The sequence below is a fragment of the Paenibacillus sp. FSL R7-269 genome (assembly GCF_000517865.1).
Lineage (GTDB): Bacteria > Bacillota > Bacilli > Paenibacillales > Paenibacillaceae > Paenibacillus_AQ.
On the sequence record NZ_ASPS01000144.1, the window covers coordinates 1 to 16867 of the forward strand.

Consider the following 16867-nt stretch of genomic DNA (forward strand, 5'->3'; position numbering starts at 1 on the left):
TTTACAAGCTCCTCGTAATTGCGTCCTTGTAAAATTATGCTACGGTTATGCGTTGGAAGCAATATCTAGTTTTAAGACACGCCCTAGAGAAATCCTGCAAAAAATACAACAATGCTGCCACAAACCGATACAAGTGGTGGCAGAGAGTGATAACCATCAAAATTGGCCAGAGATAGGCGGAACATCGCCATGATGTGCAACTGTGGGGAATCGGGGCGAATGTATGCCGAAAACTACATACAATGTGCAACTGAAAGGGTGAACGGGGCGAATGTATGCTGAAAACAACATACAATGTGCAACTGCAAGGGTGAACGGGGCAAATGTATGCCGAAAACAACATACAATGGGTTCGAGTGAGGGTGAGTGAGCCGAAGCGAGTGGAAGGGTATTCTCCTATTCGATTATTTTGCATTCACAGCAAAATTGCATTAAAAGAAATATTGCGTGTTGCGCAAAAATATGGAAAGTGCTAAAATTTGGATAGAGGTTGGATTTCGCTGGACGCCAACACCCGGGCCCGGAATCGCGCCGTAGCCAAATTCCCTCTTCCGCTTCGCGGCTGTTCTGCTGCGGATGCTCTTGAAATCATAGATTTGAGAAGGAGGAGAAGGGTATGGTACAGGTAGACGGGCAAGAGACAAAGGTGGCTGCACGGTTGACGCACAAGGTATTCTTCGAGCGCGATGATATTGAATTCACGTTCCAGTGGCTGCTGTCGTTCGTACATTGCGGCGGTGTGTCGCAGGGTGAAGTATTTAAGCTTGCACGGAACATTGATCCCAGCTCTTTGACCAGCTGGAAGACTGAATTCGAGAAGGAAGCCGTTAAGATCGAGGCAACGGCAGAGCGCTGCCTGAAGAAAGGGCATCTGATCAGTGCCAGCGAGGCCTTTATCCGTGCCCACTCGTATTACCGGGCAGCCTTTTACGGGGCTTTTCCAGATGAACCGGATTTTGCGCGGTACCACGGCAAAAGTGTGGAATGCTTCCGCAAGGCGCTTGATGCGAAGTCTGAGCAGATTCCCCACGAGTGGGTCGAGGTGGAATACAAGGGGTATAAGTTCCCGGGATGCTTCCTGAAGGCGGAGCACGGGAATACGCCTAAACCAACGATTATTTTCCATAACGGCGGGGAAACGCACAAGGAAGATACCTATTTTCTCGGAGGGCAAGCGGCTATTGACCGGGGATATAACGCGCTGATCGTAGACCTTCCTTATGATGTATGTGTCCGGTTCTATGAGCCTGAGGCAACGGCCAAGAACTTCCCGCGCGAGGAGCTGCATAATGTCTACAGAGCCACCACGGATTTCGTCCTGGCCCGGCCGGATGTGGACCCTGAGCGGCTGGTCGTCAGCGGCATGAGCTATGGCGGGGCCAAGACAATGGTTCATGCAAGCTGTGACGACCGCTTCGCAGCGGCAGTGCCGAACTCACCGGTGTACTCCATGGCGTCCTTCATTGAACGAGGCATGCCCTCGTTTCTCAGGGGCAGTGCAGAAGAAGCGGCGGAGCAGACTAAGAAAATGCCGTACACCGGCCAGGTGCTGTTCGCCGGATTGGCCTGGTCCCATGGCTTGGACAGCATTGCCGGGTGGCATGGTTCAGCCGGAGAAGTGATGGAGGTTGACCCTAAGGACGTCAAGTGTCCCCTGCTCTCCATGTATTCGGAAGCGGAGCATCCCGAGATGCAGCGGCAAGCGATCGACACTTACGAGAAGGCTCCGAACAAGAAGAATGCGATCTTCAAGGGGACGGAGGAGGATGGTGCCGACCTGCATTGCCAGCTGAACAATCTGCCGCTCAGCTACCAGGTGATGTTTGACTGGCTGGATGAGGTGCTCGATTATAACATTCAGCTACAACCGGCGCAGTAAGCGATCTTCAGGATTAAGGCCGGATCTGCGGTGCTGAAATGACAGCAACGCAGATCTTGACTACATATAAGGATTGGAGCAATTGAGTGACATGACGAATGAAAAACAGGGCTTGAGAGAACGCAAAAAAGAAGAGACCAGGCGGACGCTGAGCGATGTAGCCTGCAGACTTGCCATGGAGAAAGGGGCCAGCCAGGTTCGGGTGGAGGATATTGCCGCAGCCGCGAATGTCTCCATGCGGACGTTCAATAACTATTTTGCGTCCAAAGAGGCTGCGATTGTCGGCAATGCGTACCAGCGTTCCGAGCGGATAGCGGCTACCCTTGCCGGCCGTCCGTCGGGGGAACCGCTGCAAGACTCGATCCGGGCTGCTGTGCTTGACGGATTCGCCGAGACAACAGACCGGCAGTGGTATGCGCGTATCGTCCTCCTTCGCGATGATCCGGCATTGTTCGGCGCCACACGCAAGGTGGAGATTGAGATTGAGCGGGAGCTGGCCAAGGTGATTGCGGAACGCACACATAAGGATGTGAAGCTCGACCTGTACCCGGACTTATTGGCCGCGCTGCTTATGGCAGCGATACGCACAGCGGTTTTCCATTGGGTAAGTGCACCTCCCGGAGGACGGACGCTGAACGACATGCTGGAACAGGCGATTGGGCAATTGAGGTTTGAGTAATATGCACACGGAGGCGCTCCTGCTACGATAACGAAATCGTGGACAGGAGCGCCTTATTTAAATATAAGAACTTATATGTTTCACATGATAAATTATCCTTCTATTTCTCGCTGAAACGGTACCGTCCTTAAAAGGACGGTAAAGCCGTTTCCACTTGTTGCCGGGTGACAGTTGTCACTTTGAATCGGTGACAGTCCATACTGATGCTTCTCTCCGGTCTCCGGTACTATAGCAATATAGCCAAGAGGGCAGAAGGACACGGAGGGATACATGATGGAACATGTCATTGAAATGAACAATGTCAGCCGCAGCTTCCAGGAGAAGCAAGCGGTGAAGCAGGTGAGCTTTACGATTAGCCGCGGCTCGATCACAGCGGTGCTTGGCCCTAATGGAGCCGGCAAAACCACTACACTGGCGATGCTTCTGGGCTTGCTTGAGCCCTCGGAGGGCAGCGTGAAGGTGTTCGGTCATAAGCCAACAGACGTCAGGGTGAAGCAGCGGACTGGAGCCATGCTCCAGGAGGTCAGCGTTATGGACCGGCTGAAGGTCCGGGAGATTCTGGCCCTGATCCGCAGCTATTATCCGCAGCCCATGGAGATGGAGGTGCTGCTTCAGGCGACGGGGCTGGGGGCGGCGGATCTGAACCGCTATGCGGAGAAGCTCTCCGGCGGGCAAAAGCGCAGTCTCAGCTTCGCGCTGGCGCTGGCGGGCAACCCGGATCTGTTGTTTTTTGATGAGCCGACGGTGGGGCTGGATACGACGGCGCGGCGGCATTTCTGGGATAGGGTGCGGGGACTGTCTGATCAGGGCAAGACGATTCTGTTCAGCACCCATTACCTGCAGGAAGCGGAGGATATCGCGGACCGGATTCTGTTGTTCAACCGGGGAGTGCTGGCGGCGGACGGAAGCCCGGACGAGATTAAGGCGAGACTGGTGAAGAAGTCGCTGTCCTTCCTGGCGTCCGGCGACCCGGCGCTGCTGCGCAATCAATTGCTGGAGCTGCCAACCGTGGAAGGCTGCTACGAGAAGGATGGGCGGCTGCATGTGACGACGGAGAATACGGATGAGGCGCTGCGGGCTATTTTCGTGAACGGGCTGGCTGTGCAGGATGTACGGATCGACCAGGGGAAGCTGGATGAAGCGTTCGAGCAATTGACCCTGAATCAAGAGGAGGCGGCAGTATGATGAAACCTATGTTGGCCCAGTGCAAGGCAGAGCTGCTGCGGATTATCCGCAATCCCTATTATGTATTCTGGTCGCTGCTCATGCCGATTATGTTCTACTTCATCTTCACCCGGGTGGTGAATACGGGCACGGACGATACGAAGCAGTGGCAGGCGCATTATCTGATGTCGATGGCGGCCTTCAGCGTGATGGGCTCGGCGATTATGACCCTCGGCATCCGGCTGGTGCAGGAGCAGACGCAGGGCTGGAATACGTTTATCCGCATTACTCCGCTGCCGTCCCCGGTATATTTTTTCGGCAAAATGTTCGGTCAGAGCGTCATGCATCTGTTCTCGGTTCTGTGTATTTTCCTGGCCGGGTATCTGATCAACGGGGTGTCGCTGACAGCAGCGCAGTGGCTGCTTAGTGGACTGTGGCTGCTTGCGGGCTCACTGCCTTTTCTCGCGCTGGGTACGATTATCGGGTCCATGAAGCGGGTGGATACGGCGAGCGGGGTGAGCAATGTGCTCTATATGGGGCTGGCGGTGGCCGGGGGTATGTGGATGCCTCTCGACATTATGCCTAAGCTGATGCAGAAGATCGGGCACTGGCTGCCGTCCTACAATTATGGAGATGGAGCCTGGGCGATTGTAGCGGGAGGTTCCCCGTCGTGGAAGGCTGTGCTGCTGCTGCTCGGTTACCTGGCCGTATTTATGTTATTATCGGTCTATATAAGGCGAAAACAGGAAGCGGTGTAATGTACAATGGCTAGTAAGCAGTTCCGGTTCTTTCCGCAAAAATTCGGCTTCTTCCCCTACATCTGGCTGATCTATCTGGTGTTCCCGATTCTTAACCTTCAGGGGTATAGCGGGGTCAAGCTGATGGCGGGTTATGGGCTGGTCCTGCTGTTCCTGGTGACGTACCGTCAGCTCTACTGGACGGAGGGTAGAACGTACACGGCCTGGATGGGAGTGCAGCTGCTGATTATTGTCGTGCTAACCGTAGTCTATAGCCCCTACAACATGTATATGGGCTTCTTCTCCAGTAACTTTATTGGCTGGTATACTGATACGCGCCAATTCAGACGGGCTCTTGCGGTGTTCACCGCTGTGCTGGCCGGACTGGGCCTATTCTACCTGCCGCAGGTGTATGGCCCGGATATCCTTTTCATGCTGCCATTTGCGATAATGATGCTGATCACGCCCTTCGGCATCCGCTCCATTAACCGGCGGCGGGTGCTGGAGAAGGAGCTGGACCAGGCTAACGAGCAGATCAAGGAAATGATCAAGCGCGAGGAACGGATGCGCATCGCCCGTGATCTGCATGACACGATGGGGCATACCCTGTCGCTTATTACCTTGAAGAGCCAGCTTGTTGAGAAAATGGTGGTGAAGAATCCCGAGCGGGCACAGGCGGAAGCCCGTGAGATCCAGCGGACCTCGCGGGCCGCGCTGCGCCAGGTCCGGGAGCTGGTCTCTGAGATGCGTGCAGTCTCAGTTGCCGAAGAGCTGGCTGAGGCGGCGGAGATGCTGCGCAGCGCGGAGATCGCGCTTGAGGTAGAGGGAGATGCAGCGCTGCCGGGTGTATCCGATCTGACGCAGAATATTCTCAGCCTCTGCATCAAGGAGGGGATTACCAACATCGTTAAGCATAGCCGTGCGGACCAATGCCGGATTAGCATCGTAATGACACCCGGCGAGGTACAGATCACACTGGAGGATAACGGCATAGGGGTAGAAGCGAGCGGTTCAGGGGGGACGGAGCGCCGGGACGGCAACGGCATGAAGGGGATGGGCGAGCGGCTGGCCCTGATTGACGGCTCGCTGACGCTGGCTCCGGGACCCGGCGGGGGAACCCGGCTAACGGTGGTTACACCAAGAGTAGTGAAGGATGGAAAGGGTGGGGAAACAGCATGATCAGGATCATAATTGCCGAGGATCAGCGGCTGCTGCGCGGCGCGATGGCATCGCTGCTCGATCTGGAGGATGATATTGAGGTGGCGGGCGAAGCCGGGGACGGGGCGGAGGCGCTGGCCCTGATCGAACGTGTCCAGCCGGATGTATGCCTGATGGATATTGAAATGCCGCTGATGAGCGGCCTGGAGGTGGCGGAGATACTGAAATCGTGGGGTTGTGCCACCAAGATTATTATCCTGACCACCTTCGCCCGTCCCGGCTATTTCGAGCGCGGAGTGAAGGCCGGAATTCAGGGGTATCTGCTGAAGGATGAGCCGGTGGATAAGCTGGCGGATGCCATTCGCCGCGTGATGGGCGGAGGCCGTGAGGTCTCGCCCGAGCTGGTCTTCGGCAGCCTGCGCGAAGAGAACCCCCTCTCCGACCGGGAGCGGGAGATTCTGAAGCTGGCCGCAGCGGGCCGCAGCGCCGGTGAGATCGCTGCGGCGCTCCACCTTTCCTACGGTACTGTCCGCAACTACATCTCGGAGATCCTCAGCAAGCTTGCGGTCAAGACCCGGATCGAAGCGGTGCGGCTGGCAGAGGACAAGGGCTGGATGTAGGACGGCCTGGGGTACTCTGTACAACTAAATCATCTGATGTACCGCCGAATCTCTATATAGCTGTATTTGGTGCAATTAAACTAACTGTTTATCCTGGATTTCACCCCTTTGGGGCTAACTTAGTTGTACCAATTGCAGCTACAGAAGACAAACTATGTTTTTGGCTGCTTTTAATCGCACGTAATACAGCTATGGGTGGAATGGTTAGCTCAATTGTATTTTATACAACAGATGTTCCCTGAATCCGCAGCAAATCCGATTCTGTTGTACTCTGTACAGCAGAAATCTGCGAAAGTGGTATTTTTGGGCAAATATACAAAATCTGCTGTACGAAATACAGCAGAAGTGAATTTTGTCCGGAATATTGAAGATTCTATTGCACTAAATACAATCAGGCAGAGTTATGCTGCTACAGGCAAGGCAGTGCCGAGTCACGAGGGCTGTTGTTATGTATAGCAGGGGGCGCCACGCCACCTTTCCTGCTAAGTCACCAGCGCAGCAACCCCTCTTAACTCTGGCTCTTCGCCTGCTCCTCGCGCATCCACTGGGAGAGCTGACGCCGCATCCGAAGGAACTCCGGCGAATCGGCGATCTCTTCACGGCGCGGGCGCGGGAAAGGGACCTCCACGGTGTGGAGGACGGAGCCGGGACGCCCCGAGAAAACATAGATGCGGGTGGAGAGCAGCAACGCCTCTTCGATGTTATGGGTGATGAACAGCACGGAGCGGCGGTTCTCCTCCCACAGCTCCAGCAGCCAGCGCTGCATCTGCTCGCGGGTCAGCGCGTCGAGTGCGCTGAACGGCTCATCGAGCAGCATCAGCTCCTGCGGCGCGAGCATGGCCCGCAGAAAGGCGGCCCGCTGCTGCATGCCGCCGGACAGCATGTGCGGGTAGGCCCGCTCGAAGCCGCCCAGGCCGATCTTCGCCAGCCAGTGGCGCGCAGTCTCGCGGGCCTCCCGCTTGGGGGCGCCTTGCAGCTCGCCGCCAAGCAGAACGTTGTCGAGCGTGCTGCGCCACGGGAACAGCGCGGGCTGCTGCGGCATATAGCTGATCTTGCCGCGCTGCCCGGTCACCGGGAGGCCGTTCATGCTCACCGTTCCGGTATCCGGCAGTGTAAGGCCGCCGATAATATGGAACAGCGTGCTTTTGCCGCAGCCGGACGGGCCGACAATGGAGACGAATTCCTGCGGCTCCACGGTCAGGGACACCTGATTCAGCACCTGCGTCTCCCGGCGGCGGTGCGTGAACGATTTGGAGATGCCGCTGACTTCGAGCGCAGGCGGCACACTCTGAGTGCGCAGGCGTCCGTCTCCGTCCGCCTTCTCCAGTTCAATCCTCGTAAGCTCAGACAATTCGCCCAGCCTCCCTCTGTTCATTATGGTTACTTCTGTTGTGGATGATCCTTCTGTACACATTAAGCATCCTTACGCGGCTTCCAGCGCACCAGCCATCTCTCCAGCAGGGCAATGAGCGCGAATAATACGAGACTCAGCAGCACGATGATGGCGATGGCCACGAACATCCGGTCCGCACGGTAAGAGGACTTTTGCAGCAGCATATAGTAGCCGATTCCCTTGTCGGCGCCGATCCATTCGGCCACGACTGCGCCCATCACCGCATAGGTGGCCGAGATTTTGAGCCCGGAGAACAGGGAGGGCAGGGAGCCGGGAAGCTCCAGCCGGGTGAAGATCTGCCACTTGCCCGCACCGGCCATCTTCATATAATTCATCATCACCCGGTCGCTTTGGGCCAGTCCGCCCATGGCTGCAACAGCTACGGGGAAGAAGCAGACGAGGGTGATCAGGATGATTTTGGGCAGCAGGCCGAACCCGAACCAGATCAGCAGCAGCGGGGCAAGCGCAATAGAAGGCACATTCTGGCTGAGGATCAGGAGCGGATAGAGCGCTCTCTTGAGCCAGGGCAGCAGATGCAGCAGCAAGGCGGTGAGCAGGCCAATGCCTGTGCCGACAGGGAAGCCGATCAGGGTCAGCCGCAGCGTAGCAGCGGTGTGCTCCCAGATCCCGGAGGCGTTGTTCTTCGACTCACGCGCGATATCCGCAGGGCTGGGCAGCTGGTAAGCCGGGATGTCGAACACCATGACCGATAGCTGCCATATCCCGACAAAAAAGAGGACCGCCACAAGGGGCGGCCACACTAGCTTCCAGGTGCTTCTCACGGCCGGTATTTCTCCGTCAGCTTATCCATGCTGATGCCGCCCGGATTATGGGCGATCTTGATCTGTGAGATCACACTCGGACTGCCGGAAGCGATCAGCGCCTCATGCATGTCACGCACAATATCCAACAGATCGGACAGCTCACCTTCCATCGTGGTCTCCAGCGGATTCACCTGATGCTTCACGCCTGACTTCTGAATGACCTCAATGGCCTTGTCCACGTATGGGATAGAATCCTCGTTGTTCGGTGTCTTCGGAATGACCTGAATGCTCAGCAATGTATTAGCCATGATGAATCCTTCCTCTCCAAGTTAAGTATAAGATTCCCGCCATGCGGGTTCATTATGATTCCGGCAAAAATTCATTCGTAAACGTACTCTCCGCATCCAGCGGCTTATCCAGCAGCTTCAGGCCGTACATCCAGTCGGCGTAATTCTTCCAGATCTCAAGCTTCTGCTCACCCCAGCGCGGGGCGTCGTCCTTGTATTTCGGGCTAAGCCATTTCTGGCTGGCCAGCACCAGCTTGGGGTCCAGATCAGGTACAGCATCCGACAGGACCGTCGCGGCTTCTTCCGGGTTATCGATAGCGTACTGATATCCCTTGGACGTAGCCTTAAGGAAGGCCTTCACCACTTCAGGATGCTCGGCGATCTCCTTCTCGCTGGTGGTCAGCACCGGGGTGTAGTAATCGAGCTGCGGAGCGTAATCCTTCAGATACAGCATATCCAGCGGCTCCCCGCGCAGCTCGGCTTCTACGCCGGTCCAGGCATAGAAGATCCAGGCGAAGTCAATATCCCGCTTCACGGCTGTGAAAAAGTCCGCTTCACCGATATTCACCAGCTTCACCTTGGAGACATCCCCGCCTTCGGGGTCCATGATGGCTTTCATGGCAGCCTGCTCCGCAGGGGAGCCCCAGCCTCCGTAGGTTTTGCCTTCGAAATCCTTCGGCGTCTTAATGTTGCGGTCCTTCGGAGCCGCGAAACCGGAGGTATTATGCTGAATGATTGCAGCGATCGACACCAGCGGTACATCCTGCAGACGGGCCAGGGTCAGCGCCTCTTGGGCACTGATGCCGAACTGGGCTTCACCGGAAGTGACCATCGTATCAGATCCGGCAGCGCCAGGCTGTACAATCTGCACGTCAAGACCTTCCTCCGCGTAATAGCCCAGCTCCTTGGCGGCATACAGGCCGGTATGATTGGTGTTCGGCGTCCAGTCCAGGGCAATCTTGACCGGGGTCAGCACCTTAGGTGCATCCGTGGGTGCGGCTGCGGTTGCATCAGGTGCAGCCGTGCTGTTCCCGGCAGCAGGGGCGCTGGCTCCCGCATTCCCGCTGTTGTTCCCGCCGCCACATCCCGCTACAGTGAGCAGCAGCATGGAGCTGAGCAGTAGTGTGACTGTTTTTTTGACTCCCATTTCTCTTTCTCTCTCCTTCCAGCAACCCCTAGTCTTCAGAGCTTACAGAAACCTTATTCCTGTACATCCTTAGAATCAAAAAAGCGTCCCGATGATCGGGACGCCAGTGACTTGCGTGAGGGGACTTCAGCTTCAGTACTGCTTAAGGCACTGTGCCGAATGAAGATTCCTACGCTGGCATTATCCAGATCAGGTATAAGGGTCAGTATCTTGTGGGATACAATCTCAGCCGGCCAATTCCAGCACCCCTGGTTCTATAAAGTTCACGGGTATTGCTATGTTCTTACGGTGTATTATAGACGGCAGCTTCGCCGTTGTCCACCCTCTGTATCTTAATCCCTCGTATAATGCCGCTTCTTGCGGCGGCTGCGGATACCGTTCCAGAGCTCTCTCAGCGTTAAGCCGACACTGACGGTGATCCCCGAGAAGGTCAGGAACAGAGCGAGATACTCGAACGCGGAGTACTCCAGCATTTTGCTCCAGTCGATCTGGCCCTTCAGATCCTCGATTACCTGATTCATCCCGTAGATTCCGCTGATGACCGTAAATACCGTGAGCACCATCAGGAGCGTATCCCGCCGTTTGGCCTGGAATTTGTCCTGATACTGGAATAGGTCATTCAGGGTCATTTTCACCTCATCGAACAAGGCATCATTGCCATACACCTTACGCAGCTGAAAAAAAATCTCACGCCCCTGCGACTGCGAAATCAGCTCCAGGAAGTAGAATTTGGCCGAGAATTTGTTGATCAGGAAGATCAGATTCTCGATCTCGTCGTTATCGTGGTTGATGCGCAGTCGGGAGTGGAGGTTGGCGAGCTTCAGCAGTACGATTTTATGAAAAATACTCAGCAGCATTCCGTAATAATACTCGCCGTACATCTGGCTGATCAGGCCTGCGGCAATCGCAGGCGTAGCCCGGCTCACGCAGCAGAAGGTCTGCTCATTGGTCATATAATAGGTGTCCGGCCCCCAGCGGCTATAGCAATGCTCCCGGGTGTACTGCTTGATATAGTCCGGATCACTCGCACTCATGTAGGGGGTGCCGTCAATGTTCAGACCGTCCACCTGGGAGGCCCGGTAGAGCATTTCAACACTGATCTCTTCCTCATCCTCCTGGAGATTAACGCCGTAGAAGGCCTGCACCAGCATCCGTTCATCGACGAAGAAGGGCAGGGTCTCGAAATAATTGCCATTCGTCTCCGCAGGATCGAGATACGGCTCAAGCCCCGCTGCCAGATGCCTGAACACGAAATCCTCCACCCGGGCAAAAGACTTCTTATGACAATGAATGAAAGTATGCTCATCCTGAACACTGACATCCTCCAGATTGCGGAACCGGTCGGCGAATTCCAGCACCATGCTGAAGGGGAGGTTCTCCTCCTCAATAGCCACTCTTACCGTCAGGAAGCCCAGCTCGAACGGGCAGAGGAACACATCGGTCGAGAGCACGCGGAAGGGAACCGTCCGAAAGGGCATTTGCAGCCCGCACAGCAGATCATTGGCCCGGGAAAAGCGGCGAAAGGAATCCTTGTCCTTCTCACGCGGAAACAAGACATGGGCGGCAAACGGAAGATAGCTTCGCTCCATTTTCTCATGGGATACACAGTGATTCTCCCCGTAATAAGCATGCTCCAGTTCCTTGTTCTCCAGAAAAAAACGCGTAAATCCATCCTCCTGCAGACTCTCAATCAGCTCTTGATCGACTTCCGCCTTAATTGAAAAGGGGAAAATGAATTGCAGCAAGGCGGTATGCAGAGTGGGCTCAGAATGCAGTTCAGCCATGTGTGGGTTCCATCCTTATTCACAGAATATGGACCTTGTCAGCTATAATTACCCGATTCTCCAGGCTGTCACGCTCAGCACGAATAACAGTGCGGCAAAAGCGGCCAAAAGTCCCGAGGTCTGGGCGATCTGCAGATGATCCATGGACCAGCCGGTCAGCAGCGGCAGCACCGCGCCGCCAATTCCGCCGGAGGCGATCATAATGCTGGGCGTCGATTCTTCTGCGCCGGGCAGGAGCTTGCTGGAGAAGACCAGCGCGATCGAGAAGATGCCGGACATGAACAGGCCAAGCAGCAGAATGATCGCAAAGGCGGCAAGCCGGTGACCGGCGAACGGGAAAATGATAAGCAGCAGCAAAGCGGCAAAGCAGCTGACGAGCACATAGATACGGTAGGAAATCTTCTCGGCAATGACACCGGCGAACAGTCTGCCTGCCGACATAGCAAGCCAGAAGAAGGTCACCGTGAGCGCAGCCGTGGCCTCGCTCATGCCCAGCTTCGCGATGAAGATCGCCGGCATGAAATTCACCAGGCTCATCTCGGTGCCTACATAGAGGAAGAAGAACAGAATGAACAAGCCAAGCACGACCCACTGCTTGCCTTTGTAGGGCAAGGATAATCTTCTGGCGGTTCCCGCTGCCGCAGCGCGGTCAGGGCGGGCAGGCCGCTCATCCAGCGCGCTGTCCAGCGGGCCGAATCTGCTCTTCGCCCAGAAGAGCAGCGAGAGGAGGGAGAAGGCTGCAACGATCAGGAAGGCCAGCCGCCACTGCCCTGCGGCAATCAGCGGACTGGCCGCCAGCGGCATGAGCAGCGCCCCGACACCGAACAGCACCTCCAGCCGGCTCATGGCAACTGCTGTTCCTTCGGTGACTGCGGCTATAATAATCGTGCCGATGACGGCTTCGATCATCCCGAAGCCGAACCCTGCGGCTACGGCAATTACGTACATCCAGCCCCAGGGCGGGAGGAAGGCATAAGCAATCTCGGCGCACAGCAGCAGGCCGGTGGCAATCATAATGCCGCCGCGCTTGCCGAACCGCCGGTTCAGCAGCGGCGAGACCAGTACGCCGGCCAGGAAGCCCGCGAATTGGCTGAAGATCAGCTCGCCCCCTGCACTGTAGCTGCGGTCATAATGCTGGAGCAGCACTGGCAGAATGGAGCCCAGGACGACATGGGCAAGGCCGATTACGAAATAGGAGAGACAGCCGATCCAGATTAGTTTTTTCAAGGATAAGACTCCTTATGAATCAATTTATGAGCAGATGGCGGGATTCAGAATGAACGGGAAGGGTACACTATATTAGGCACAGGTTAATCATAAATCCAAACCGCGGACGTGAATATATAAACTTATATTCACATGAATTTGAAGGGAGCTGTGACGTCAATGGACAACAAAGAGCTGGAGAAAACAATCATACAGGTGCTGGACGAGAACAGGTTCGGTTCCTTCGGCACGATTGAGGCCGGTAACAAGCCTAAGGTGCGATACATGGCGGTATTTCATGACGGGCTGTCCATCTATCTCGCAACGAGCCGCAAGACTCATAAGGTAGAAGAGCTTCAGGATAATCCGAATGCTTGTCTGCTGCTTGGTTATGAACAGGGCGGCGGCAAGGAAGTACTGGAGATTGAAGCTACGGTTGCTGTGACGAAGGATGATAGCTTGCGCTCTAAGGTATGGAATGAGTCCCTGGAGAAATGGTTCAAGGGACCGGATGATCCCGATTATGTCATTCTTGAGCTGTCACCTTCACGGATTGAATATATGGGCAAGAACGGCGAGCATGGGGTATGGCAGTCTTAAGCGGGTGTCTCCGGTAAAAGGATGGCCGTGTCCGGTAACGGGTGAGTTCTGCCAAAGCCTGAGCACTATATAGTCTGGCAACCCGAGCCTCTTATGGACCTTCATGGTTCAAAAGAGGCTCTTTCTGCTGCTTCTTTCCGGATTGTGCCGGAGGAATCATGCTATAATGGCCTCAGGTTATCGACATCATGAGGCGGAGGGGATTGCCATGAACTGTGTTGATTGTGCTGACATCGACCCGATAGAGGATCAAGGGGAGTTGAAGCTCCGCCCCTGCTCAGCTCCGCTGGCTGCTGCCATCCGAAATGCCGGTTATGAAGTTTATCAGACAAGCAAGACCTGTATCATTCCATATCATCGTAAGGAAGAGCTGTTGAAGCTTATTGAAATACTGGTGGCGGCTAAGGACATAGCGGATACCTTAACCGTATGCGTTAAGAGTAAAGGTGCCTCTGCGGCCCCGGACCGGTGGCTGACCTTTGAGCAGCTGAAGGTCCGCTTCGCTAATGAGAATCTGGTATCCATCATTATGAGCCATGATTTCTGTAGCCATATGCAGCCGATTGTGAATTTCAGCGAGGAGATTGTCGGTTTTGAATTTCTGCTGCGGCCGCTGGCCCAGGGCAGTTACTTTCAGCCCTATGAGCTATTTGAGATTGCCCGCCGTACAGGGTTTCACTCCTTCCTGGACCGGGCCGCCCGGATCTCGGCGATAGAGACCAGCAGCAGGCTGCTGCCCAAGGGCATCAAGCGGTTCATTAACTTCCTGCCCTCTTCTATTTATAATCCCAAGTATTGTCTTACGCATACCTTCGAGGCGATCCGCAGGCTGGACCAGGACCCGGAGGATTATGTATTTGAAGTTGTGGAGACGGAGCAGATCAGCGATATTCCGCATCTGCGAGCCATCTTCGCCGAATACCGCCAGCAGGGGATGCGGGTTGCGCTGGATGATGTGGGCGCGGGCTATTCGACCATTGAACTGATGTCCAGTCTCCAGCCGGATTATGTCAAGGTTGACCGCAGTCTAATCAGCTTCTGTGACCGGGATGAAGGGAAGCAGCGGATGCTTGGGGAGATTATCTCCAGGGCCGGAGAATTCGGTGCAAGCCTGCTGGCCGAAGGCATTGAACGCCGTGAGGAATTCCTGGTCTGCCGTGATCTGGGCATGGATCTGGGACAAGGCTATCTGTTCGGGCTGCCGGAGGATAAGCCGCCGGGACGGTTCGGAATTATGGCCTGAACAGCAAGTATGAACCTCCCCGGATGCAGGCAGACCTCAAGACTGCTGGTATCCGGGAATTTGTGATGCCATTTGGAAGGAAGAAAGGATGGAGAACAACGTGAGTGTAACCCTATTGTACGTAGAAGATGACCGGGAGATCGGCAGTGCCTTGGCGGCTGATCTGCGGGAACGGGAATATGCTGTGCGCTGGCTGGAGAGCGGGGACGGGGCGCTTGAAGCCGCAGAGGGCTGCCAGCTTGCGATTCTGGATGTGATGCTGCCGGGGCTGGATGGCTTCACCGTCGGCCAGCGGCTGAAGCGGGCGTATCCGGAGCTGCCGGTTCTGATGCTCTCGGCGCGCACCTCCATTGACGATAAGCTTCAGGGGCTGGACTTCGCCGATGATTATCTGACCAAGCCATTTCATCCCGATGAGCTGGCGGCGAGAATAGAGGTGCTGCTGAGAAGAAGCGGTGCTGCTGCGCCCGCCCAGCTCACGCTTAAGCATCTGGTTGTCAGACCGGGAAGCAGTGTGGTCACGGAAGCTGCGACCGGACGGGAGATTATGCTTACCGGCAAGCAGTTCCAGATCTTCTCTTATCTGCTGCGGCATTTGGGCCAGATTCTAACCAAGGAGCAGATCTATGAGGCGGTCTGGGGGGAGAGCTATATCGAAGGCGACAAGACACTGATGGTACATATCCGTTATCTGCGCGAGAAGCTGGAGCTTGATCCTGCAGCGCCGGAGATTATTGAGACGGTCCGGGGGATCGGCTACCGGGTGAGAGGGTGAAGGGGACAGGGCGTTTCCAGCTGCTGCACCGTTCGCTGCTTTTTCGTTATCTGCTGATTATTGTAGCTGCACTGCTGTTCGTGCCCGTTGTTATTCCGCTGACGATTGCTGTGTACAGTATCTTCGGGGGGCTTACTCATACTAGTCCACCTAAGGAGTATGAGCAGTATTCCAGTATAGATAAGCTGGAGATTATGTGGCATGAGGAGGCCCGCAAGCTCCTTGACCAGTCTCCTGCAGATATCACCCGGCGGTTGTCGGCCTTAAGCGAAGCCTATCCGCTGGCGAGAATATTCTGGGTCGATCCTGCGGGGGAAACACAGCTGGTTAGAGAGCTTTCAGGACCGCCGCTGCTTTTGACGGGAGAGGCTCCGGCCGTTCCCGCCCAGTGGAGCGCCGCTGAAGCGGTATCCTTCATGAAGGACAGTGTAGCGCTGAAGCCGCTGGCGATTGTCGCTTTCATAGGGGACCGGGCAGAAGCCGCTGAGGGCTTCATGGTTATGCAGATTCCTGAGGATATTACGAAGAGCAAATATACCGCAGGTCTGGATAAATGGTATACGATTGCCATGCTGGTGTTCTTCCTTCTGTTCATCACCAGCTCCTGGTTCTTCTTCATCATGATCCGCAGAAGGCTGCTGCGGCTGCAGACCGCTATGGTGTTCACCGGGCAGGAGGGCTTACCGCAGATTGTTCCGCCGGGGAAGCCGGATGAGATCGGACGTCTGGAGGAAGCCTTCAATACCATGGTGACGGAGCTTAAGGCAGGCCGTGCCCGAGAGGCGGAAGAAGAGGCGCTGCGTAAGCGGCTGGTGGCCGATCTGTCGCATGATCTGCGGACTCCGCTTACCGTCATTCGCAGCCATCTCCATGTACTGGGCAAGGAGCCTTTGTCACCGAACGGGCAGTCCTCCCTTGACTTGATGGATCAGCGGATCGAGAGCCTAAGCATCCTGATTGAGAACCTGCTGTCCTACAATCTGCTGAACAGCGGGCGCATTGCGCTGCACCCGGAACGCCGGAATGTGCTGAGACTGGTGCGGGAGAGCGCCGCCGCCTGGTATCCGGTGTGGGAGAGGGAGGGGTACCAGATCGATATTGATCTGGAGGCTGTGCCGCTGTACTGGGAGATCGATGACAGCTGGTTCCGCAGAGTGCTGGATAATCTGTTCCAGAACATTCTGCGTCATGCACGCAGCGGATTGTATGTAGGAATACTTACGGAGATCCGTGAGGGCAACCGGGTGATTATCATCTCGGATCACGGCGGCGGCCTTGCGCAGAGCACTGACTCCGCAGGAGCAGGCCTGGGCCTGTCGATTGTTGATCTGCTGCTGAAGCGGATGGACCTGGAATGGAGCATGGAGAGCACGGCGAAGGGAACCGAGGTTGTGATCTGGAAGCGGAACGCCTGAACAATTTAAACGAAAT

General features: G+C 55.7%; 17 protein-coding genes and 1 riboswitch. Of the genes, 11 read left to right on the plus strand and 6 right to left on the minus strand.

The window, feature by feature from the left end; translation table 11 throughout:
* The 7 genes from C162_RS37255 to C162_RS32615 all read left to right on the plus strand — a co-directional run.
* Window positions 1-193 (plus strand): hypothetical protein (locus C162_RS37255; protein ID WP_235218600.1); only part of this gene is annotated, 193 nt, incomplete at its 5' end.
* 423 nt (window positions 194-616) lie between these two features.
* On the plus strand, window positions 617-1879 hold the full coding sequence (locus tag C162_RS32590; RefSeq protein WP_036702046.1) for an alpha/beta hydrolase family protein: 1263 nt from the start codon (window positions 617-619) through the stop codon (window positions 1877-1879).
* 91 nt (window positions 1880-1970) lie between these two features.
* Complete coding sequence (locus C162_RS32595) at window positions 1971-2558, plus strand: TetR/AcrR family transcriptional regulator (RefSeq protein ID WP_036702048.1); 588 nt, start codon at window positions 1971-1973, stop codon at window positions 2556-2558.
* Window positions 2559-2831: 273 nt separating this feature from the next.
* Window positions 2832-3743 (plus strand): ABC transporter ATP-binding protein, encoded by a 912-nt coding sequence (locus C162_RS32600; RefSeq protein ID WP_036702050.1) that lies wholly within the window; start codon window positions 2832-2834, stop codon window positions 3741-3743.
* Window positions 3743-4480: an ABC transporter permease gene (locus tag C162_RS32605; protein WP_036702137.1), complete on the plus strand. Its 738-nt coding sequence runs from the start codon at window positions 3743-3745 to the stop codon at window positions 4478-4480. Before C162_RS32600 ends, C162_RS32605 begins: the two co-directional genes overlap by 1 nt.
* Before the next feature lie 6 nt (window positions 4481-4486).
* The gene (locus C162_RS32610; protein WP_036702052.1) at window positions 4487-5638 is read left to right on the plus strand and encodes a sensor histidine kinase; all 1152 of its coding nucleotides are present in this window, start codon (window positions 4487-4489) and stop codon (window positions 5636-5638) included.
* Entirely contained in the window at window positions 5635-6237 is a 603-nt protein-coding gene (locus C162_RS32615; RefSeq protein WP_036702054.1) for a response regulator transcription factor, read from the plus strand. Before C162_RS32610 ends, C162_RS32615 begins: the two co-directional genes overlap by 4 nt.
* 508 nt (window positions 6238-6745) lie before the next feature.
* Here C162_RS32615 and C162_RS32620 read toward each other — a convergent pair.
* The 6 genes from C162_RS32620 to C162_RS32645 form a co-directional block, all read right to left on the minus strand.
* Complete coding sequence (locus tag C162_RS32620) at window positions 6746-7612, minus strand: ABC transporter ATP-binding protein (RefSeq protein WP_084649117.1); 867 nt, start codon at window positions 7610-7612, stop codon at window positions 6746-6748.
* Window positions 7613-7650: 38 nt separating this feature from the next.
* Complete coding sequence (locus C162_RS32625) at window positions 7651-8412, minus strand: ABC transporter permease (RefSeq protein WP_036702056.1); 762 nt, start codon at window positions 8410-8412, stop codon at window positions 7651-7653.
* The gene (locus C162_RS32630) at window positions 8409-8702 is read right to left on the minus strand and encodes a thiamine-binding protein (RefSeq protein WP_036702057.1); all 294 of its coding nucleotides are present in this window, start codon (window positions 8700-8702) and stop codon (window positions 8409-8411) included. Before C162_RS32630 ends, C162_RS32625 begins: the two co-directional genes overlap by 4 nt.
* Window positions 8703-8754: 52 nt before the next feature.
* Window positions 8755-9828 (minus strand): ABC transporter substrate-binding protein, encoded by a 1074-nt coding sequence (locus tag C162_RS32635; RefSeq protein ID WP_036702059.1) that lies wholly within the window; start codon window positions 9826-9828, stop codon window positions 8755-8757.
* Between the two features lie 149 nt (window positions 9829-9977).
* Window positions 9978-10088, minus strand: a riboswitch (TPP riboswitch).
* A 72-nt stretch (window positions 10089-10160) separates the two neighbouring features.
* Window positions 10161-11612, minus strand: coding sequence for a hypothetical protein (locus C162_RS32640; protein WP_036702060.1), 1452 nt, complete (start codon window positions 11610-11612; stop codon window positions 10161-10163).
* Window positions 11613-11660: 48 nt separating this feature from the next.
* Window positions 11661-12839 (minus strand): MFS transporter, encoded by a 1179-nt coding sequence (locus C162_RS32645; protein ID WP_036702062.1) that lies wholly within the window; start codon window positions 12837-12839, stop codon window positions 11661-11663.
* A 159-nt stretch (window positions 12840-12998) separates the two neighbouring features.
* Here C162_RS32645 and C162_RS32650 point away from each other — a divergent pair, with 159 nt between their 5' ends.
* From C162_RS32650 to C162_RS32665, 4 genes are all read left to right on the plus strand, one after another.
* Entirely contained in the window at window positions 12999-13418 is a 420-nt protein-coding gene (locus C162_RS32650) for a pyridoxamine 5'-phosphate oxidase family protein (protein ID WP_036702064.1), read from the plus strand.
* A 208-nt stretch (window positions 13419-13626) separates the two neighbouring features.
* Entirely contained in the window at window positions 13627-14661 is a 1035-nt protein-coding gene (locus C162_RS32655; RefSeq protein WP_036702065.1) for an EAL domain-containing protein, read from the plus strand.
* An 88-nt stretch (window positions 14662-14749) separates the two neighbouring features.
* Window positions 14750-15436, plus strand: coding sequence for a response regulator transcription factor (locus C162_RS32660; protein WP_372238092.1), 687 nt, complete (start codon window positions 14750-14752; stop codon window positions 15434-15436).
* Complete coding sequence (locus C162_RS32665; RefSeq protein ID WP_051494110.1) at window positions 15433-16851, plus strand: sensor histidine kinase; 1419 nt, start codon at window positions 15433-15435, stop codon at window positions 16849-16851. Before C162_RS32660 ends, C162_RS32665 begins: the two co-directional genes overlap by 4 nt.
* The last annotated feature ends 16 nt before the right edge of the window (window positions 16852-16867 follow it).